The organism is Nocardioides houyundeii (assembly GCF_002865585.1).
GTDB classification, from domain to species: Bacteria; Actinomycetota; Actinomycetes; order Propionibacteriales; family Nocardioidaceae; genus Nocardioides; species Nocardioides houyundeii.
Map to the genome: position 1 here is coordinate 529,481 of NZ_CP025581.1, position 16,699 is coordinate 546,179.

General features: G+C 71.6%; 17 protein-coding genes, 3 tRNA genes and 1 pseudogene. 8 read left to right on the plus strand and 13 right to left on the minus strand.

Annotation, left to right across the window (positions count from 1 at the left end; translation table 11 throughout):
- Positions 1–38: 38 nt before the first annotated feature.
- A complete protein-coding gene (locus C0R66_RS02560; protein ID WP_101523380.1) occupies positions 39–1,790 on the minus strand; it encodes a sensor histidine kinase in 1,752 nt (583 codons plus the stop codon).
- Positions 1,791–1,976: 186 nt separating this feature from the next.
- Between C0R66_RS02560 and purF the strand changes: the two genes are divergently transcribed.
- From purF to C0R66_RS02575, 3 genes are all read left to right on the plus strand, one after another.
- The gene (purF, locus tag C0R66_RS02565) at positions 1,977–3,572 is read left to right on the plus strand and encodes an amidophosphoribosyltransferase (RefSeq protein WP_240311790.1); all 1,596 of its coding nucleotides are present in this window, start codon (positions 1,977–1,979) and stop codon (positions 3,570–3,572) included.
- 65 nt (positions 3,573–3,637) lie between these two features.
- Positions 3,638–4,714 (plus strand): phosphoribosylformylglycinamidine cyclo-ligase, encoded by a 1,077-nt coding sequence (gene purM, locus C0R66_RS02570; RefSeq protein ID WP_101523381.1) that lies wholly within the window; start codon positions 3,638–3,640, stop codon positions 4,712–4,714.
- Between the two features lie 179 nt (positions 4,715–4,893).
- Positions 4,894–5,085, plus strand: coding sequence for a DUF3073 domain-containing protein (locus tag C0R66_RS02575; RefSeq protein WP_101523382.1), 192 nt, complete (start codon positions 4,894–4,896; stop codon positions 5,083–5,085).
- Positions 5,086–5,119: 34 nt separating this feature from the next.
- Here C0R66_RS02575 and C0R66_RS02580 read toward each other — a convergent pair whose 3' ends face one another.
- The 6 genes from C0R66_RS02580 to C0R66_RS02605 form a co-directional block, all read right to left on the minus strand.
- The gene (locus C0R66_RS02580) at positions 5,120–6,235 is read right to left on the minus strand and encodes a Glu/Leu/Phe/Val family dehydrogenase (RefSeq protein ID WP_101523383.1); all 1,116 of its coding nucleotides are present in this window, start codon (positions 6,233–6,235) and stop codon (positions 5,120–5,122) included.
- A gap of 89 nt (positions 6,236–6,324) precedes the next feature.
- A complete protein-coding gene (locus C0R66_RS02585) occupies positions 6,325–7,713 on the minus strand; it encodes a hypothetical protein (protein WP_101523384.1) in 1,389 nt (462 codons plus the stop codon).
- Between the two features lie 57 nt (positions 7,714–7,770).
- Positions 7,771–8,634: an endo alpha-1,4 polygalactosaminidase gene (locus C0R66_RS02590; RefSeq protein ID WP_158647850.1), complete on the minus strand. Its 864-nt coding sequence runs from the start codon at positions 8,632–8,634 to the stop codon at positions 7,771–7,773.
- 73 nt (positions 8,635–8,707) lie between these two features.
- Positions 8,708–8,781 (minus strand) — tRNA-Phe (locus tag C0R66_RS02595).
- Positions 8,782–8,840: 59 nt separating this feature from the next.
- Entirely contained in the window at positions 8,841–9,821 is a 981-nt protein-coding gene (locus C0R66_RS02600) for an HAAS signaling domain-containing protein (protein ID WP_101523386.1), read from the minus strand.
- Entirely contained in the window at positions 9,818–10,192 is a 375-nt protein-coding gene (locus C0R66_RS02605) for a PadR family transcriptional regulator (RefSeq protein WP_101523387.1), read from the minus strand. Before C0R66_RS02605 ends, C0R66_RS02600 begins: the two co-directional genes overlap by 4 nt.
- A 151-nt stretch (positions 10,193–10,343) precedes the next feature.
- Here C0R66_RS02605 and C0R66_RS02610 point away from each other — a divergent pair.
- From C0R66_RS02610 to C0R66_RS02620, 3 genes are all read left to right on the plus strand, one after another.
- Positions 10,344–10,416, plus strand: a tRNA-Glu gene (locus C0R66_RS02610).
- Positions 10,417–10,500: 84 nt separating this feature from the next.
- A tRNA-Asp gene (locus tag C0R66_RS02615) sits at positions 10,501–10,577 on the plus strand.
- Between the two features lie 158 nt (positions 10,578–10,735).
- A complete protein-coding gene (locus C0R66_RS02620) occupies positions 10,736–11,077 on the plus strand; it encodes a metallopeptidase family protein (protein ID WP_101525997.1) in 342 nt (113 codons plus the stop codon).
- Between the two features lie 35 nt (positions 11,078–11,112).
- Here C0R66_RS02620 and C0R66_RS02625 read toward each other — a convergent pair whose 3' ends face one another.
- Genes C0R66_RS02625 through C0R66_RS02635 form a run of 3 tightly spaced genes read right to left on the minus strand, consistent with a single transcriptional unit; the run spans position 11,113 to position 12,058 of the window.
- Positions 11,113–11,439, minus strand: coding sequence for a CrcB family protein (locus C0R66_RS02625; protein WP_101523388.1), 327 nt, complete (start codon positions 11,437–11,439; stop codon positions 11,113–11,115).
- Positions 11,436–11,870 carry a CrcB family protein gene (locus C0R66_RS02630; protein WP_158647851.1) on the minus strand — a complete coding sequence of 145 codons (435 nt, stop codon included), beginning with the start codon at positions 11,868–11,870 and terminating at the stop codon, positions 11,436–11,438. The genes C0R66_RS02625 and C0R66_RS02630 overlap by 4 nt, the downstream gene beginning before the upstream one ends.
- Positions 11,867–12,058 (minus strand): hypothetical protein, encoded by a 192-nt coding sequence (locus tag C0R66_RS02635; protein WP_101523390.1) that lies wholly within the window; start codon positions 12,056–12,058, stop codon positions 11,867–11,869. Before C0R66_RS02635 ends, C0R66_RS02630 begins: the two co-directional genes overlap by 4 nt.
- A gap of 167 nt (positions 12,059–12,225) precedes the next feature.
- Here C0R66_RS02635 and C0R66_RS19260 point away from each other — a divergent pair, with 167 nt between their 5' ends.
- On the plus strand, positions 12,226–12,573 hold the full coding sequence (locus C0R66_RS19260; protein WP_101523391.1) for a hypothetical protein: 348 nt from the start codon (positions 12,226–12,228) through the stop codon (positions 12,571–12,573).
- Here C0R66_RS19260 and C0R66_RS20210 read toward each other — a convergent pair.
- Positions 12,481–12,807, minus strand: a pseudogene (locus C0R66_RS20210) (ATP-binding protein); the annotation flags it as partial. The gene C0R66_RS19260 and the pseudogene C0R66_RS20210 sit on opposite strands and share 93 nt — an antisense overlap.
- Positions 12,808–13,016: 209 nt before the next feature.
- Here C0R66_RS20210 and C0R66_RS02650 point away from each other — a divergent pair.
- Complete coding sequence (locus C0R66_RS02650; protein ID WP_101523392.1) at positions 13,017–14,486, plus strand: NAD(P)/FAD-dependent oxidoreductase; 1,470 nt, start codon at positions 13,017–13,019, stop codon at positions 14,484–14,486.
- A 35-nt stretch (positions 14,487–14,521) separates the two neighbouring features.
- Here C0R66_RS02650 and C0R66_RS02655 read toward each other — a convergent pair whose 3' ends face one another.
- Together C0R66_RS02655 and C0R66_RS02660 are read right to left on the minus strand one after the other, a co-directional pair.
- Positions 14,522–15,748, minus strand: a complete 1,227-nt coding sequence (locus C0R66_RS02655; protein WP_158647852.1) for a glycoside hydrolase family 16 protein — start codon at positions 15,746–15,748, stop codon at positions 14,522–14,524.
- 279 nt (positions 15,749–16,027) lie between these two features.
- Positions 16,028–16,687, minus strand: coding sequence for a PaaI family thioesterase (locus C0R66_RS02660; protein ID WP_101523394.1), 660 nt, complete (start codon positions 16,685–16,687; stop codon positions 16,028–16,030).
- Positions 16,688–16,699: the final 12 nt, after the last annotated feature.

Sequence of the window (16,699 nt, forward strand, 5' to 3'; positions counted from 1 at the left end):
CCCGCTAACCCCCGCCGTACGACGATCGCGAGCCCGCGTCAGTCGGCGCGCGGCAGGCTGACGGTGAAGGTGGTGCCCACTCCGAGCGTCGAGCCGAAGGAGATGCGGCCCCGGTGCCGTTCCACGATCCGCTGCACGATGGTCAGTCCCAGCCCGGTGCCGGGGAGGGCCACGGCGGCGGGGTTGGTGGAGCGGAAGAACTCCTGGAAGAGCTGGGCCTGGTCGCCCTCGGAGATGCCGAGCCCGGTGTCGGAGACCCGCAGCTCGACGTCCTTGGCGCGGGTCTCCAGCGAGATGGTCACGGTGCCGCCGTCGGGGGTGTACTTGGCGGCGTTGCTGATCAGGTTGGCGCAGACCCGGTCCAGACCGGACTCCTCGCCCAGCACGAACAGCGGCCCCTGGGGCGCCTCCACGATGACCTTGAGCTCCTTGCGCTCCAGGGTGACGCGCAGCAGGTCCAGCACCTCGGCGATCACCGCGGAGAGGTCGACGGGGACGGGCTTGAACTCGATGTGCGGGTCGCCGACCCGGGCCAGGACCAGGAGGTCGTCGATGAGCCGCTGCATCCGGACCGCGCCCCGCTCCATCGAGGAGATGGAGTTGCGCACCGAGCCGGTCAGGTCGGGCACCGACTCGAGCATCTCGACGTGTCCCAGGATCGAGGTCAGCGGGTTCTTGAGCTCGTGGGAGATGGTGGCGATGAGCCGGCTCTTGTAGCCGTCGAGCTCGCGCAGCTCGTCGACCAGACGTCGCTCGCGCTCGAAGGTGCGCGCGTTGATCAGCGCCCGGCCGAGGTCGTGGCCGATGTCCATCGCGGCCTGCTTCTCGATGGGGCTCCAGTCGAGGTTGCCGCCCCGGCGGGTGAGCACCAGGTTGCCCAGGCACTCCGGTCCGGCGCCCAGCGGCACGAACAGCATCGAGGTGACGTCGATGGTCTTCATGAAGCTGGTGATCTCCTGCTCCTGGTCGACCGTCATCACCCCGAGCTCGGGGATCGTGTCGTTGAGCACGGTGACGTCCTGGGCGCGCCACAGCATCCGGGCGGAGTTGCGGGCGATGATCCGCAGGTCCTCGGGCAGGGCGATCTCGGCCCCGGCGGAGTTGTAGATCGCGCCGCTGCCCTCGCCGTCCTCGTCGAAGGTCTGGATCCACATGCCGATGGCGTTGAAGCCGACGGTCAGCGCCTCCTGGCAGACCTCGATGATGCGGTCCATGGACAGCTCGGAGCTGACCTCGCGCACGATCATCCGGGCCGCGTCGGCCAACCGCACCTGCTCGGCCAGCTCGGATCGCTCGAGGGCGGCGAGGATGGCCCGCCGGGTCTGCTGGACGAAGCGCTGCAGGTCCTGACGCTTCTGGGGGTTGGGGCGTCGGCGGTCCAGCGGGACGTCGACGCTGAGCAGGCCGCGCAGCCGGCCCTCGTCGTCGTAGATCGGGGCGAGCAGCAGGTCCAGCGGGTGCCACATCTCGGGGTCGTCGGTCGGCTCGAGGTCGGGCACCCAGCCCAGCCGGTCGATGTCCAGGTCCATCCGCTCGTGCGGCACGAAACGCAGGTCGCCCCAGTGCTCGGCGGTGGAGATCTCGCGCTCGATCTCGGCCACGGGGGTGCGGTGGCCCAGGAGCTGCTCGCGGCACTCGTCGCTGCCGGCGACGGCGATCATCTCCAGGGAGCGGTCGTCGTCGCGCGCCACGCTGATCGCCGCCACCTCGAATCCCACCAGGTCGGTGACGCCCGATGCGATGTTGTTCAAAGTGTCGACGAACACAGCCTCGGTGTGCGGCTCTGTCATCCTGGGTCGTTCCCCCCGTGGTTGCGCCCGAGTCTCGCTTGCGCTGTTGACGGCTCATCGTAGGCGGGGCCACCCACCCAGACCGGGGAATCGCTCTCATTGCCCCCGCCGAGTGCCGCACGCCACTGCCGTCCGAGTCCGGCACTGCAGCCGGTACCCCGCTCCCCGGCGCCGTACACTTGCCGGGTGGCCCAGTCCAGCATCTCGCGCAAGGGCGGCGACGGCCGTCTCACTGCTGCCCTCGACCCTCATGACCAAGGACCCCAGGACGCCTGCGGCGTCTTCGGCGTGTGGGCCCCCGGCGAGGACGTCGCCAAGCTCACCTACTACGGGATCTACGCCCTGCAGCACCGTGGTCAGGAGTCGGCCGGGATCGCGGTCAGCAACGGCCGCCAGATCCTGGTCTACAAGGACATGGGACTGGTCTCACAGGTCTTCGACGAGTCGACGCTCGGTTCCCTCAAGGGGCACCTCGCCATCGGCCACGCCAGGTATTCCACCACCGGGGCGAGCACCTGGCACAACGCCCAGCCGACGTTCCACCCCACCGAGAGCGGCTCCATCGCGCTGGCCCACAACGGCAACCTGACCAACACCGCCGAGCTCGCCAAGATGGTCGAGGCCAGCGAGCTCGAGGGGCTCCTCGACGTGCGGGTCCCGGTCTCCACCAACGACACCAGCGTGGTCACCGCGCTGCTCGCGCACCACCCCGAGACCACGGTCGAGGAGCGCGCCGTCGAGCTGCTCCCGCAGGTCAAGGGCGCCTTCTCCTTCGTGTGGATGGACGAGCACACCCTGTACGCCGCCCGCGACCCCCAGGGCGTCCGGCCGCTGGTGCTGGGTCGCCTCGAGCGCGGCTGGGTCGTCGCCTCGGAGACCGCCGCGCTGGACATCGTGGGGGCTTCCTTCATCCGGGAGGTGGAGCCGGGCGAGCTGATCGCGGTCGACGAGAGCGGGCTGCGCACCCGCCGCTTCGCCGACGCCGCGCCCAAGCACTGCCTGTTCGAGTTCGTCTACCTGGCCCGTCCCGACACGTTGATGAACGACCAGCGGGTGCACAGCGTGCGGGTCGAGATCGGCCGCCGGCTGGCGCGCGAGTTTCCTGCCGACGCCGACCTGGTGATGCCCGTGCCGGAGTCCGGCACCCCCGCCGCCATCGGGTACGCCGAGGAGTCGGGCATCCCGTACGGCGTGGGCCTGGTCAAGAACTCCTACGTCGGGCGGACGTTCATCCAGCCCTCCCAGACCATCCGCCAGCTCGGCATCCGGCTCAAGCTCAACCCGCTGCGCGACGTGATCGAGGGCAAGCGGCTGGTGGTGGTCGACGACTCCATCGTGCGCGGCAACACCCAGCGGGCGCTCATCCGGATGCTGCGCGAGGCGGGCGCCCGGGAGATCCACGTGCGCATCTCCTCACCGCCGGTGAAGTGGCCGTGCTTCTACGGCATCGACTTCGCCACCCGGGCCGAGCTGGTCGCCAACGGCCTCTCGATCGAGGAGATCCGCCGCTCCATCGACGCCGACTCGCTCGGCTACATCGACATCGACGAGCTCGTCGAGGCGACCACGGTGCCGCGGCAGAACCTGTGCCGCGCCTGCTTCGACGGGGAGTACCCGATCCCGCTGCCCGATCCGGTGCTGGCCAGCCAGGGCCTGGTGGACGGCGGAGCCGACGGGGGAGCGGCCTGCGGGTCGTTCGAGACCGCGGGCCCGGGCGACGTGGACGGGCTCAGCGTCTCCCTCACCAGCGCCGGGGCGGTCGACGCCCTCGGTCGTCCCTGACCAGCGCCACCTCGGCGACACCGACACCACCCTGCCGACGTACCGATGACGCACCGGGAGCACTCGTGACCGAACACACTGGCAACGCCTACGCCGAGGCGGGTGTCTCCATCGAGGCCGCCGACCGGGCCATCGACCTGATGAAGGCCTGGGTCGAGAAGGCCCGGCGCCCGGAGATGATCGGCGGCCTCGGCGGCTTCGCCGGCCTCTTCGACGCCAGCGCCCTGCTGTCCTACAAGCGGCCGTTGCTGGCCACCTCCACCGACGGCGTCGGCACCAAGGTGGCGATCGCCCAGGCGATGGACGTGCACGACACGATCGGCTACGACCTGGTCGGCATGGTCGTGGACGACCTGGTGGTCTGCGGTGCCGAGCCGCTGTTCATGACCGACTACATCGCCTGCGGCCGGGTCGTCCCCGAGCGGATCGCGGCGATCGTGAAGGGCATCGCCGAGGCGTGCGTGGAGGCCGGCTGCGCCCTGGTGGGCGGGGAGACCGCCGAGCACCCCGGCCTGCTGCACCCTGACGAGTACGACGTCGCGGGGGCGACCACCGGGGTGGTCGAGGCCGACCAGCTGCTCGGTCCCGGCCGGGTCCGCCCCGGCGACGTGGTGATCGCGATGGAGGCCTCGGGACTGCACTCCAACGGCTACTCGCTGGTGCGGCACGTGCTGCTCAACACCGCCGGCTGGGCGCTGGACCGCGACGTGCCCGAGCTGGGCCGCGCGCTGGGGGAGGAGCTGCTGGTGCCGACCCGCATCTACACCAAGGCCTGCCTGGACCTGGCTCGCAGCACCCAGACGCACGCGATGTCCCACGTCACCGGCGGTGGGCTGGCGGCCAACCTGGAGCGGGTGCTGCCCGAGGAGCTGACCGTCGGAATCGACCGGGCGAGCTGGACGCCGCAGCCGATCTTCGACCTGGTGCGCCAGGTCGGGGACGTCCCGCAGCCGGACCTGGAGGCGACGCTGAACTGCGGTGTCGGCATGGTCTCGCTCACCGCGCCCGAGGACGTGGACGCCGCCATCGCCCTGCTCGCGGGGTACGGCGTACGCGCCTGGGTGGCCGGTGAGGTCAGGGCCGCCGACGCGTCCGAGGACGCCGGACGCGTGCGGTTGCGCGGCCAGCATCCCGGTTGGTGAGCCGCCGCTTTTGCGCTGGCAGCGAATTTCGCACACAACTGTGGGGAAACTGCGACTCCGGTGTGGGGGAACAGCCGGGGACCGGGTAGCGTTGCCCCCACGAGAAGTCAGATCAGAGACCGGGAGCCACGGCGCACGCGCCAAGAGCCCCGGCCAAGCGTGCGAGGGGGTCGGACCTTATGGGGCGCGGCCGAGCTAAGGCGAAGCAGACCAAGGTCGCTCGCGACCTGAAGTACCGGACTCACGAGACGGACTTCGGGGCGCTGGCACAAGAGCTGCATGGCCAACCGGAACGAAGCAGTACCCAGCCAGACGAGTCGTCGAGTGATCTCGACGAGTGGTCTGACTACTCAGAGCCCCGCCGCGACTGAACCGGGGTAGGGCCACCCGGACACTCGGTGGCCCTCACCCCAGCCAGATCCCGTGCAACCGACCGACGTCACTCATGCGACGCTCGGCCAGTCGGTCTGCGGCAAGGGCGGCGGGGACACCCTCGGTGCGGGCGAGCTCGAGGACCGACCGGGTGGTGTCGAAGATGCCGGCGGCGCGCTGGTGCGCACGCTCGAAGGAGAAGCCCTCGAGCTCGTCGGCCACCTGGATGACCCCGCCGGAGTTCACGCAGTAGTCGGGGGCGTAGAGGATGCCTCGCTCCTCGAGCGCCTTCTCGACCCCGGGGTGGGCCAGCTGGTTGTTCGCCGCCCCGCACACGATCCGGGCCTTCAGGACCTCGACCACGTCGTCGTCCAGCGCCCCTCCCATCGCGCAGGGGGCGTAGACGTCGAGGTCGGAGGCGACCAGCTCCTCGGTGGTGGCCACCACGGTGACCCCGGGGTGCTCGGTGCGGACCCGGTCCACCGCGGGGGCGTGCACGTCGGTGGCCACCACGCGCGCGCCGTCGTCGATCAGGTGCCCGACCAGGTGGCGGCCCACCTTGCCGACCCCGGCGATGCCGACGGTGCGGCCCTCCAGCGACGTGCTGCCCCACAGGTGCTCGGCGCTGGCCCGCATGCCCTGGAAGACGCCGTACGCGGTGAGCACCGAGGAGTCGCCGGCGCCGCCGTGGGCGACGGTGCGGCCGGTGACGAAGTCGCACTCCCGCGCGATCAGGTCCATGTCCACCGAGGTGGTCCCCACGTCGCAGGCGGTGAGGTAGCGCCCGTGCAGGGACTGCACGAAGCGCCCGTAGGCACGCAGCAGCGCCTCGGACTTGTCCCGGCGCGGGTCGCCGATGATGACGGCCTTGCCGCCCCCGTGGTCCAGCCCGGCCAGCGCGTTCTTGTACGACATCCCGCGGGACAGGGCGAGCACGTCGCGCACCGCGTCGGCCGTCGAGGCGTAGGGGTAGAACCGGGTCCCACCCAGTCCCGGGCCGAGCGCGGTGGAGTGGAGGGCGATGACGGCCTTGAGGCCGCTCGCGGGGTCCGAGGCGAAGACCACCTGCTCGTGCTCGCGGCCGAGGTCGAAGACGTCGACGGCGGAGTCGAGGGGGGTGAGGTCCGCGCTGGTGCCGGGGGTGGGCATGTGGGTCCCTCTTTCTGCTGTGATCGGCCACGGGGGTGGTGTGGCGCTCCTCGCCGAACCACTCCGGTGTTGTGGCCCTGGTCACCACCCTAGTGCGAGGTCGCCCGGCGTGACTCCCGCATCACCACCACGTCCCCGTGGGTGCCGTAGCCGACCAGGGGGCCGCCGGTGCTGGCACCGTTGAACGTCACCATCGTCCAGCCATGCTCGGTCTCCAGCAGGGTGGGCCAGGGCAGGTTGGTGGGGTACGGCGCCGTCAGCTCGCCGACCTCGTCGAGGTCCAGGTCCAGCACCGGGAAGCGGGCCCGGGTGCCGCGCGGGCTGTCGCGGCCGTCGCTGGCCAGCACCCGCAGGGTGCCGTCGATGCGGAGCAGCGTCACTCCCTCGGTGGCGCGTCGATCGGTGTCCGCGGCGCGCAGGGTCAGCGCGTCCAGCGAGGGCCCCGACGCCACGCAGGGGTGGAACTTGAAGAACTTGCTGGCGCTGGCGTAGCCGACGTGCCAGGTCTCGCCCTCGCGCACCAGGTGCGGGTCCCAGACGCCGACGGAGCGGAAGCCGTCGGTGGGCAGCGGCAGCTCACGGGTGTCGAGCACGTGCTCGCCGTGGAGCAGGTCGTCGGTGCTCTCGGCCAGGGTGACCCGCACCGAGGCGTTGGTCTCCCGGTCGAAGTCGCCCCAGGTGCTGGTGGCGACCAGCCAGCGCCCGGCCTCGCGGACCAGGTGCAGCGCGTGGTCGCCGTACACCCCGGGCCGGTCGGGGCGGCGGAAGTAGAGGTCGCCGGTGTGCTGCAGGGAGTCCAGCCCGGGTGTACGGCGGTCCGGGTCGAAGCGCCACACGCTGGCGTGGGCGGTGTCGAAGAAGCCCGGCCCGGCCGAGGTCGCGGTCAGCCAGTACGCCGACCCGTCGCGGCACGGTGTCCCGTCCGCCTCGGTCACCAGGCGGATGTCGCGCAGGCCCAGCTGCCCGAACGCGCCGGCGTGCACCCGGCGCACCAGCCCGCTCTCGGAGCGGTGACCCGCCTTCAGGCTGGAGAGCCAGTGCTCGTCGTGGGTGTCGATCAGGTGCTCCACGTCGACCCGCGCCCGCAGCACCCAGCGGTCGTCCTCGTGGCAGAAGGCGCTGACGTGGGTGCCGGTGAGGGTCAGCGCCAGCTTGTCGGGCCGCCAGGCCACGCGCCCGTGCCGGCGGCTGCGGTGCGTGGTGGTGCGGATCGCGGCGTCGGTGACGTCGAGCCCGACGTCGCCGGTGTCGGGGGTGTACCAGGCGACGAGCTTGGTGGCGCCACTGCCGAAGCCGACCACCACCCGACCCGCGCGGTGGTCGACGTGCCGCAGCTCGGCGACCACCGCGGCGTACGGCGCGGGTCGGGGCGCGGCGAAGAGGGTCGAGGTCCCGGAGGTGACGTGGTCCGTGCCGGTGCCGGGGGACACCAGGTCCAGCGGGCGCAGTCGAGCCACGACCTCGAGCGGGGGAAGCATGGCGCCATTGTGGCCCCCCACGCGCACCCGGCGGCAGCGCCCACCCGGGTACGCCGCTCAGCAGGTGCGGAACGGACCCTCCGGCGTCACGTCCCGGTCGCGCAGCAGCACCGAGACCCGGTCGCCGACCTGGTGGCAGGCCCGCTCCCAGTCGCTCGTGCGGTACTCCACGACGAAGACCCGGCCGCCGAAGACGTCCGCGAACCTCCGGCACTCGTCCCACCGCGCGCACTCCTCCACCACGGCGAAGTCGAACCCGAGTCGTTGCTGAAGCAGGGTGGAGGCGTTCTTCTGGGCCACGGCCAGCCCGTGCCGGTGCGCGGCGGCAGTCAGGAGGCGGGCGTACGCCGTGGCGTGGTGCCGCTTCACCAGCCCGTGGGACCGGGTCCAGGAGTCGAGGTTGTCGAGCTCCGCGCCCACGAAGCCGTCCTGGGCGCACCTGCCCAGCCACCGGTCGACCACGCGGGCGAGCCGCTGACGCTTGGCGGGGGTGCGTAGGTCGAGGAGCTGCTCGCCCCACGCGGAGTCCAGGACCGGGCGACCCCGGCCGTCGCGCAGCACCAGGGCGGGGCGACGTGCCCAGAAGGCGCGCTCGTCGGGCTGGGTCTGGAACCCGTTGACGTAGCAGACCGGGTAGGCCCCGGCGGCCGGTTCCCGGCGGTCCCGGACCACGACCTGGGCCGGGTCGGGGACCGGCCGGGCCCCGCCGATCTGGTAGTCCCAGGCCGCGTCGGTGGGCGGCAGCAGCACCCCGGCGGCCGGCCGGGCGGCCCGGCTCACGGTGGCGCCGTGGGCCGGTGCGGCGCCGACCGGCGGCCCCAGGGGCAGCCCGAGGAGCAGGCCGAGGAGCAGCCCGAGGAGCAGAGCCAGCATCAGCGGGAGCACCGCGAGGGGACGGGGGAGAGGCAGGCGAGCGATCACGCCTCGCACTGTGGCACGTCCGGACGCCACGAACCCCGCCTGACGGGACGTGTCAGGCGGGGTTCTGCGCTTGTGGGCAGGGGCGGGGTCGAACCGCCGACCTTCCACTTTTCAGGCGGACGCTCGTACCAACTGAGCTACCTGCCCAAGCGGGGGAAACCCTACATCAGCAGGTCTGGTCGGCCGAAAACGACCAGCCCGTGTCGTCAGCACCAGGCGCGTCGGCCGGTCGCGGTGCGCCACCCGGCCTCGCCGATCTCCCAGGCGGCCACCACGACGGCACCCACGATGATCGCCTGGTTCAAGGCGCCCAACTGGTCGCCGGTCAGCGAGACGGCGCGGACGAACTCGGGGTTGAGCAGCCGGTCCTGTGCGCAGAGCCACACCACCGGGGCCGCGAAGGCCAGCGAGGTCACCGCAACCCCCGCCGTCACCGGCCACGTCCAGCCGGCGCGCACCTTCCACAGCTCGACACCGATGCCGGCGGCCAGGGCGACCAGCAGGAACACGATCCAAGGGGTCCAGAGCTCGGGGTCCAGGACGGGCAGGTCTCGTCCGTCGGGCCCGTGGGCCCAGTCAGGCAACAGGGAGCGGAAGTGCTGGAGCACCAGGACGGCCCCCACCACGACGTGGAACCCGATCGAGGCCACGCTGTCGCTGATCGAGCCTGCCCGCCCGGTGGGGAGCTCGGCCAGGTCCTCCGGTGTCCACTCCGGGACCTCGTCGCCGGCGCCCGTCCGATCGAGCACGGCGAAGACCGCAGTGACCCAGAAGGCGATCTGGATGGCGGTCGCGGCAGCCGACCCGAGGCCCTCGACGACCACCGTGCCGACGGTGGCGTCATCCTCGAGCGCCGCCCTGACTCCGGCCAGCACGCCGAGCGCCAGGGGCACCCAGGTCAGCAGCTGGGTCAGGACGCGCTTCCACAGCAGGTAGTACGTCGGGCCGATGAGCATGAGCCGCTCGTCGGTGTAGCGCGCGGCCAGACGCCGTGGGTCGCCGAGCTCGACCAGCGCCTCGCGCTCCGGGTCGGGCGATCCCTCGCGGACCCGAGCCTGGACCATGTCGTCGACGGTGCTGTGCAGCTCCTCGCCGATGTCGTCGCGCCGGTCCTCGGGCAGCGCGCGGGTGGCGGCGTGGACGTACCGGTCCGTGAGCGTGGTGGTGGGCGTGCTGCGCGTGGTCATCGTGCTTCTCCCTCTCCGGGGCCCGCCGACGCGGCGGACAGACTGGTGATCGAGATCTGGACGGCGTCGAGCTCCGCGAGGAGCAGGGCGAGGATCCGTTCGCCCTCGGCGCTGGTGCGGTAGACCTTGCGCGGTCGCGCGTCCTCGGTGTTCCACTCGCTGGTGAGCAGCCCCTGGTCCTCGAGGCGGCGCAGCAACGGGTAGAGCGTGTTGGCGTCCACGTGGAGGCCGTGGGTGGCCAGCGACTCCAGCAGCCCGTAGCCGTAGCCCGGGGTGCGCAGCGCCATCAGGCTCGCCACCACCACCGTCCCGCGACGGAGCTCCTGGACGTGCGTGCGCAGTACGTCGTCAGGATCGGGCTTCTTCGGCATGTTTCACACCATAGTGTGTGACACACAGTATAGGCAATGGCACAGCATCGTGCATCCTCTGCTGCGATCGGGTCGTGGTGCCCGCAGTCGCCGCGACCCCTTATGCTGGGCTCGCTCTTCGTGCGCGGCTCCGGCTGCTCCCGGCGAGCGGGCCCCCATCGTCTAGCGGCCTAGGACGTCGCCCTTTCACGGCGGTAGCACGGGTTCGAATCCCGTTGGGGGTACGGCACCACCGCTCGGAACCGGTCGATTGTGAGTCCGGGACGAGCATGGGTTAGAGTTCCACCCGCTTCACCAAGTAAAAACTTGGCCCTGTAGCGCAGTTGGTTAGCGCGCCGCCCTGTCACGGCGGAGGTCGCGAGTTCGAGTCTCGTCAGGGTCGCCAGCACAGAGACGCTCCGGATCTATCCGGAGCGTCTCTTGTCATTTCGCCCGAGTCCATTTCGACCGAGTCGCTTTCGCCCAGAGCCCTCAGCACGTGCGAGCGCGGGGCGTCCCGCCCGGGTTGGGATCCTTGCCTAGGCTGACCCCGTGGCTCTGGAGATGACTGCGGTGGAGTTCGACTCGCTGGTCGAGCGGGCTCTCGACGAGATCCCCGAGGAGCTGGCCCGGCTGGTCGACAACGTGGTGGTGCTCGTCGAGGACGAGCCGCCGGCCGACGACCCCGACCTGCTGGGCTACTACGAGGGCCTGGCGCTCACCGAGAGGCCCGCCAACCACAGCGCCGAGCTGCCCGACCGCATCCTGCTGTTCCGGGGCCCGCTGCTCGACATGTGCGCGGACCGCGAGGAGCTGGTCGAGGAGGTGCGCATCACCGTGGTCCACGAGATCGCCCACCACTTCGGCATCGACGACACCCGGCTCCACGAGCTCGGCTACGCCTGAGCGCCCGCGAGCAGCGGGCGGCCGCGCGCCGGGCCTCAGGTCGCGACGGCGTACCCCAGGGCACAACCGGCCAGGGCCAGGGCCACGGTGGCCGCGGCGTACGCCGTACCGCGGCGCCAGCCCAGGTTGTGGGCCAGCACCGCGAACCCGGAGTACGTCGTGAGCCCGCCGCACACGCCGACCCCCAGCAGGGCCCAGGGCCGATCGCCGACCGCGAGCCCGGCGAAGAGCCCCACCAGCGTGGAGCCGGCCACGTTGACCAGCAGCGTCCCGAGCGGCCACCCCCGGTCCAGCCGCCGGGCCACGCTGTAGCGCACGCTGGCGCCAAGCCCGGCGCCCAACGCCACCAGCAGTGCCGTCATGCCCGGCCCGCCGGCGCCGGGACGTGGGCTCGGGACTCCCAGCGGCGCGCGATCGCCACCCCGGCCAGGGCCGCGACCAGGGTGCCCAGCGAGTACGCCGCCGCCAGCAGCGGGCGCCCCTGGGCGAGCAGGTCACGCGTGGTCAGCGAGTACGCCGACAGCGTGGTGAAGCCGCCCAGCAGTCCGGGTCCCAGCAGGGCCGCGAGCTGGGGCCGCAGCCGCCGCCCGCGGCGGGCGGTGGCGGTCAGCAAGGTCAGGGGCAGCAGGGCCAGGGCGAAGGAGCCCAGGACGTTGAGGCACCAGGTGGTGAGGGCGAACCCCGGCCCGTCGGGGACCAGCTCGCCGAGCAGCCACCGCAGCAGACCGCCGGCGGCGCCACCGAGCGCGACCCATCCCAGCAGGCTCGGTCCGGCGGAGCCGGCCGAGCTCACGACACGTGGCTGTTGGCGGCGACGGTCGTCTGTGCGGTCGTCCACGGGGTCGGCGGCTGTCCCGCCGTCTGGTTGATGAACTCGTTGAGCAGCCACTGCTGGAGCCGACGCTGCTCGGCGTTGCGGGCCAGCGACAGCAGCCGCTGGGCCCGGCAGAAGGCGTCGGCGAGGTCGAACATCTCCAGCATGGTGGTGAAGATGGACGCCGACTGGGGGAGGCCTGGAAGACCAGGTTCGCCCGCTTCCCACCCCGGCGCAGGCTGGCGCCCACCTTGTCGAGCATGGCGGGCGGGAACTGCCGCTCGAAGGTGGCGAACATCCGGGACAGGTCCCGCGCCAGCGGATAGTCGGACTCGTGGGCGAGGGCGAGCAGCCGCAGCTCGCGCCGGAGGTTGTTGTACTGGTTGAGCACGCCGAGCAGGAGCTTGAGGTCGACGTTGAGCAGCTCGACGGAGACGGCGTCGTCCATCGGGTACCACTCGACGTCGTCGTGCAGCCCGTCGATGACGCCCTCGCGCTCGCCGCCCTCCTGGAGGGTGCTCGCCGGCTCGAACCAGACGACCTTGCCGTTCCGCTCGATCGAGGCGCCCCACGCGTTGGCGGCCATGGACACCATGGAGAGCCCGCGCCCGAAGGTGGTGAGGAAGTTCTCGATGTCCTCCTCGTCGCCGCTCGCGGGGTCGGGCATCACCGGAGGACGTGAGGAGCCGTCGGAGACCTCGATGCGCGGGTGGTCGCGGGTGCCACGGACCCGGACGCTGATCGGGGCCTCACCGTGCAGGATCGCGTTGGTGACCAGCTCGGAGACCCCCAGCTCGGCACAGTCCAAGAGGTCCTCGCGCCCCAGTTCGCGGCATAGACCCGAGACCCAGCGTCGCGCGTCGGCGACGGCACTGGGTGCGGAGTCCAGCGGCAACGCTGGTTTGTTGAGGGGCAAGGGGGGTCCTCGATGGGTGCAGTGTGTGTCCAGCCAAGCACGCCATCACTACCCGCGTCCTCCAAGACACAAACACCAATGCAGGAATTGTTTGAGATTTGAACGGATTTAGGATGTGAGGCAGGGAACGCGTCCCATATTTGGGCTTCCCCTGGACAGCGGCGGACAATGGACTTCCGGGATCATGTCACTTGCCGAAGGGGACCACCATGACCGCCCAGACCGCAGGACAACCCGAGCGGCACCGAGTCGTCGTCGTGGGCTCCGGCTTCGGCGGGCTCTTCGGCACCAAGGCGCTACGACGCTCCGACGTCGACGTCACCGTGGTCGCCAAGACCACCCATCACCTCTTCCAGCCGCTGCTCTACCAGGTGGCCACGGGGATCCTGTCCGAGGGAGAGATCGCTCCCCCCACGCGTGAGGTGCTCGCCGGCCAGGACAACGCCCGGGTGCTGCTGGGCGAGGTCACCGACATCGACCTGGAGGCCCGCACGGTCACCTCCCAGGTGCTCGGTCGCCCCACCCAGACGCCGTACGACTCGCTGATCGTGGCCGCCGGGGCGGCGCAGTCCTACTTCGGCAACGACCAGTTCGCCGAGCACGCCCCCGGCATGAAGAGCATCGACGACGCCCTGGAGCTGCGCGGCCGGATCTTCGGCGCCTTCGAGCTCGCCGAGCTCGGCGCCAGCCGCGGCGAGGACGTCGAGCACCTGCTCAACTTCGTGGTGGTCGGCGCCGGTCCCACCGGGGTCGAGATGGCCGGCCAGATCGCCGAGCTCGCCCACCGCACCCTGCGTCGGGACTTCCGCGCGATCAACACCCGCCACGCCCGGGTGATCCTGGTCGACGCCGCCCCGCAGGTGCTCCCGCCCTTCGGCGCCAAGCTGGGCGACAACACCAAGCGCGAGCTGGAGAGGCTCGGCGTCGAGGTGATGCTCGGCGCGATGGTGACCGACGTCGACGAGCGCGGCCTGGAGCTGAAGTACAAGGACGGCCGCACCGAGCGTATCGAGGCCGTCACCAAGATCTGGGCCGCCGGTGTCCAGGCCTCCCCGCTGGGGCGCACGCTGGCCGAGCAGACGGGCGCCGCGCTGGACCGCGCGGGCCGGATCTCGGTCAACCCCGACCTCACCCTGCCCGGCCACCCCGAGGTTTTCGTGGTGGGCGACATGATCTCGCTGGACAACCTCCCGGGTGTTGCGCAGGTGGCGATCCAGGGCGCCAAGTACGCCGCCAAGGAGATCGACGGGCGGATCAAGGGCAAGGCCCCGCAGGGCCCCTTCAAGTACTTCGACAAGGGCTCGATGGCGATCATCAGCCGGTTCAACGCGGTGGCGATGGTCGGCAGGCTCCGGCTGACCGGCGTGATCGCCTGGCTGATGTGGCTCTTCGTCCACCTCTTCTACATGACCGGCTTCAAGAACCGGCTCACCGCGCTGATGCACTGGGCGGTGTCGTTCCTGGGCCGCGGACGGTCCGAGCGCACCACCACCGAGCAGCAGATCTTCGCCCGCGCCGCCCTCTCCCGGCTGGAGCGCGGCGCCGCGGACCTGGTCTCGGACCCCGGCGTGTACGACGCTCGCCGCGAGGATGAGGACCGGCGCGCCGAGCTGGAGGCCCGGGCCGCCGAGGAGGCCCGCCTCACCGACGCCGGCGAGCGCGGCGTCCACACCCGCTGAGGCGGGCAGTCCGCGCGGGACTGCCCGCCGCAGGGTCAGTCCTGCTCCTGCCAGACCCGGACCCAGTCGACCAGCGTGTGCTGGGTGCCGAGCCCCCGGTCGCCGGCCATCGCGATCTCGTAGTCCGAGGACAGCAACGACAGGATCAGGAACTGGGGCCGGTGGCTGATGCCGCGGCGGCTGCGCCAGGTCTCCTGCCCGTCGATCCGGAAGACGTACTCCTTCGGGGTCCACTCCACGCTGAACACGTGGTAGCGCTTGAACCAGGAGTCGTTCCGGCCGGCCAGGAACCGGTTGACGTTCCGGATGTGCCCGCCGGTCTTGATCCGCTTGCCGCCGGGGGTGTTGTGGTAGGTGAAGGAGGTGATCCCGCCACTGGCCTTGCCGCTGCCGAACCACTCCACGACGTCGATCTCCGCGCCGGTGTAGCGCGGTCCCCGGCCGCCCTTGACGCTGGAGACGGGCTGCATCCAGAAGCTCGCGTGCTGACCGGCCCGGCGCTGGAACTTGATGCGCGCGGCGGCGACGCCGTACGTGAACGCGAAGGAGTTCTCGGTGGAGACGTGCCCGTTGAGCCGGTAGGCGAACGGCCCCTCGCGCTTGCCCTTGCGCAGCGCCAGGCACTTGCCTGAGCGCGAGCGGTCGCGGAGCACCGAGAGCCGCAGCGCGCCCTTGACGACCCGGGCTGCCTTGGGGGCGCCCTTCGAGCACGCCCGCAGCGACTCCGGGCTGTAGGCGCGCCCCCGGTGGTGCCAGTCACCCGGCAGCCGGGAGCCCTTGAACTCGTCGGAGAAGACCGGATCCCCCCAGGTGGCGAGGTCTCCGACGTTGCTGGTCTTCGGGCCCACCTTGGCGCGGTAGGCGGCGGGCAGGCCGTTGCGCCGGGCCTTGAGCTGCACCTCGGCGACGCCCCCGGCCTTGGTGCGGACCGTGCGGACCGCCTTCCACCCGCTCGGGGTCCGTGCCTGGATGCGCACCTTGGTGCGGGCCCGGCCCGGCTTCACCCGGACCTGCAGCACCGCCGCCGCCCGGTCGGCGGGCGCCTTCGCCCGACCGTTCTGGGCGATGGGCGGCAGCACCTGGACCCGGACCTGACGTACGGCGGCGCGGGCGCTCGCCTCAGCCAGGGTCACCCGGGGTTCCGCGGCGACCGTGGAGCTGGTCGGCGCCGGAGCGGCGTTGCCGGCGGGTACGGCGGCCAGCAGGCCGGCGGGGAGGAGCAGCGCGACGAGTGCGCCGACATGACGGTAGGAGTGGCTCACGTGAGATTCCTTGGCAGTCGGGGAGCGGACCGGACTGGACCAGTCTGCGCAATCCCGGGCGACATTGCACCCCCACCGCATTCCCACCGCATCCCCACCGCCCGGCCTTCGGGTACGGCGTACTCTCCCGGGAACGCCGGTCGACCCAGCTGCGGTTTCCCCGGGTCCCCGGGGAAACCCTCAGTTCTTGAGCGTTGCAAACATCAATAACCGTCAGCTTCACCAGGTACCCGGTGAAACCGCCACCTTCGCGGCCGGCCCGGCCGTGGAGCCACCGGCTCACTCAAAGCGGTCGGGCCGCTCCTGGCTGTCGAACAGCTCGCGCGCCCACTTGGGCACGATGAAGATGCCCTCGGCCTCGACGCAGGGGCCGCCGGAGTCGCTGATGGTGCCCTTGGCGTAGGTCTTGTAGCCCTCGGTGCGGTCGATCCAGCCCTCGCAGGTCAGGTCGCCCAGCGGCGCGGGGCGCAGGTAGCGGATGGTGAGTCCGCCGGTCATCCCGGGCCTGCCGCCCGCACCGCAGGCCTCGCCGAGGGCCTGGTCGAGGATCAGGGCGCTGACGCCGCCGTGGGTCAGCCCCGGGGGCCCCTCGTAGGCGGCGCCGAGCCGGAAGTGGGCGGTGGCCCGACCGGCGGGGTCGCGGACGAAGTCGAGCGGGGGAGCGATGGGGTTGCGCACGCCCACCACGGCGTTGCCCCACGGGCGGGTGCTGCCGTCGGAGGAGTAGCGGACGCCGAACGAGCCCTCGATCTGGCTGTTCCTCAGCCGGGCGGTGATCGCCTCGATCTCGGCCTGCGCGCGCCGGATCTCCTCGTCGCCGACCGTGGTGCGCAGGGTGGCGTCGACCAGCTCCCGCACGCTCTGGGTGAAGGGCGAGTAGAGGGCCAGCTGTCCGGCCTGCTCGTCGGCGGCGAGGTCCTCGTGGTGGTAGCCATGCATGCGCCGGAGTCT

Excerpts from the sequence above, each read along its gene's own strand:
- C0R66_RS02585 (WP_101523384.1), bottom strand. The coding sequence starts at position 7,713 with ATGCTTCCCCCGCTCGAGGTCGTGGCTCGACTGCGCCCGCTGGACCTG.
- C0R66_RS02575 (WP_101523382.1), top strand. The coding sequence starts at position 4,894 with ATGGGGCGCGGCCGAGCTAAGGCGAAGCAGACCAAGGTCGCTCGCGAC.
- C0R66_RS02560 (WP_101523380.1), bottom strand. The coding sequence starts at position 1,790 with ATGACAGAGCCGCACACCGAGGCTGTGTTCGTCGACACTTTGAACAAC.
- C0R66_RS02650 (WP_101523392.1), top strand. The coding sequence starts at position 13,017 with ATGACCGCCCAGACCGCAGGACAACCCGAGCGGCACCGAGTCGTCGTC.
- C0R66_RS02625 (WP_101523388.1), bottom strand. The coding sequence starts at position 11,439 with ATGACGGCACTGCTGGTGGCGTTGGGCGCCGGGCTTGGCGCCAGCGTG.
- C0R66_RS02605 (WP_101523387.1), bottom strand. The coding sequence starts at position 10,192 with ATGCCGAAGAAGCCCGATCCTGACGACGTACTGCGCACGCACGTCCAG.
- C0R66_RS02660 (WP_101523394.1), bottom strand. The coding sequence starts at position 16,687 with ATGCATGGCTACCACCACGAGGACCTCGCCGCCGACGAGCAGGCCGGA.
- C0R66_RS02600 (WP_101523386.1), bottom strand. The coding sequence starts at position 9,821 with ATGACCACGCGCAGCACGCCCACCACCACGCTCACGGACCGGTACGTC.
- C0R66_RS02620 (WP_101525997.1), top strand. The coding sequence starts at position 10,736 with ATGACTGCGGTGGAGTTCGACTCGCTGGTCGAGCGGGCTCTCGACGAG.
- C0R66_RS02635 (WP_101523390.1), bottom strand. The coding sequence starts at position 12,058 with ATGCTGGAGATGTTCGACCTCGCCGACGCCTTCTGCCGGGCCCAGCGG.
- C0R66_RS02580 (WP_101523383.1), bottom strand. The coding sequence starts at position 6,235 with ATGCCCACCCCCGGCACCAGCGCGGACCTCACCCCCCTCGACTCCGCC.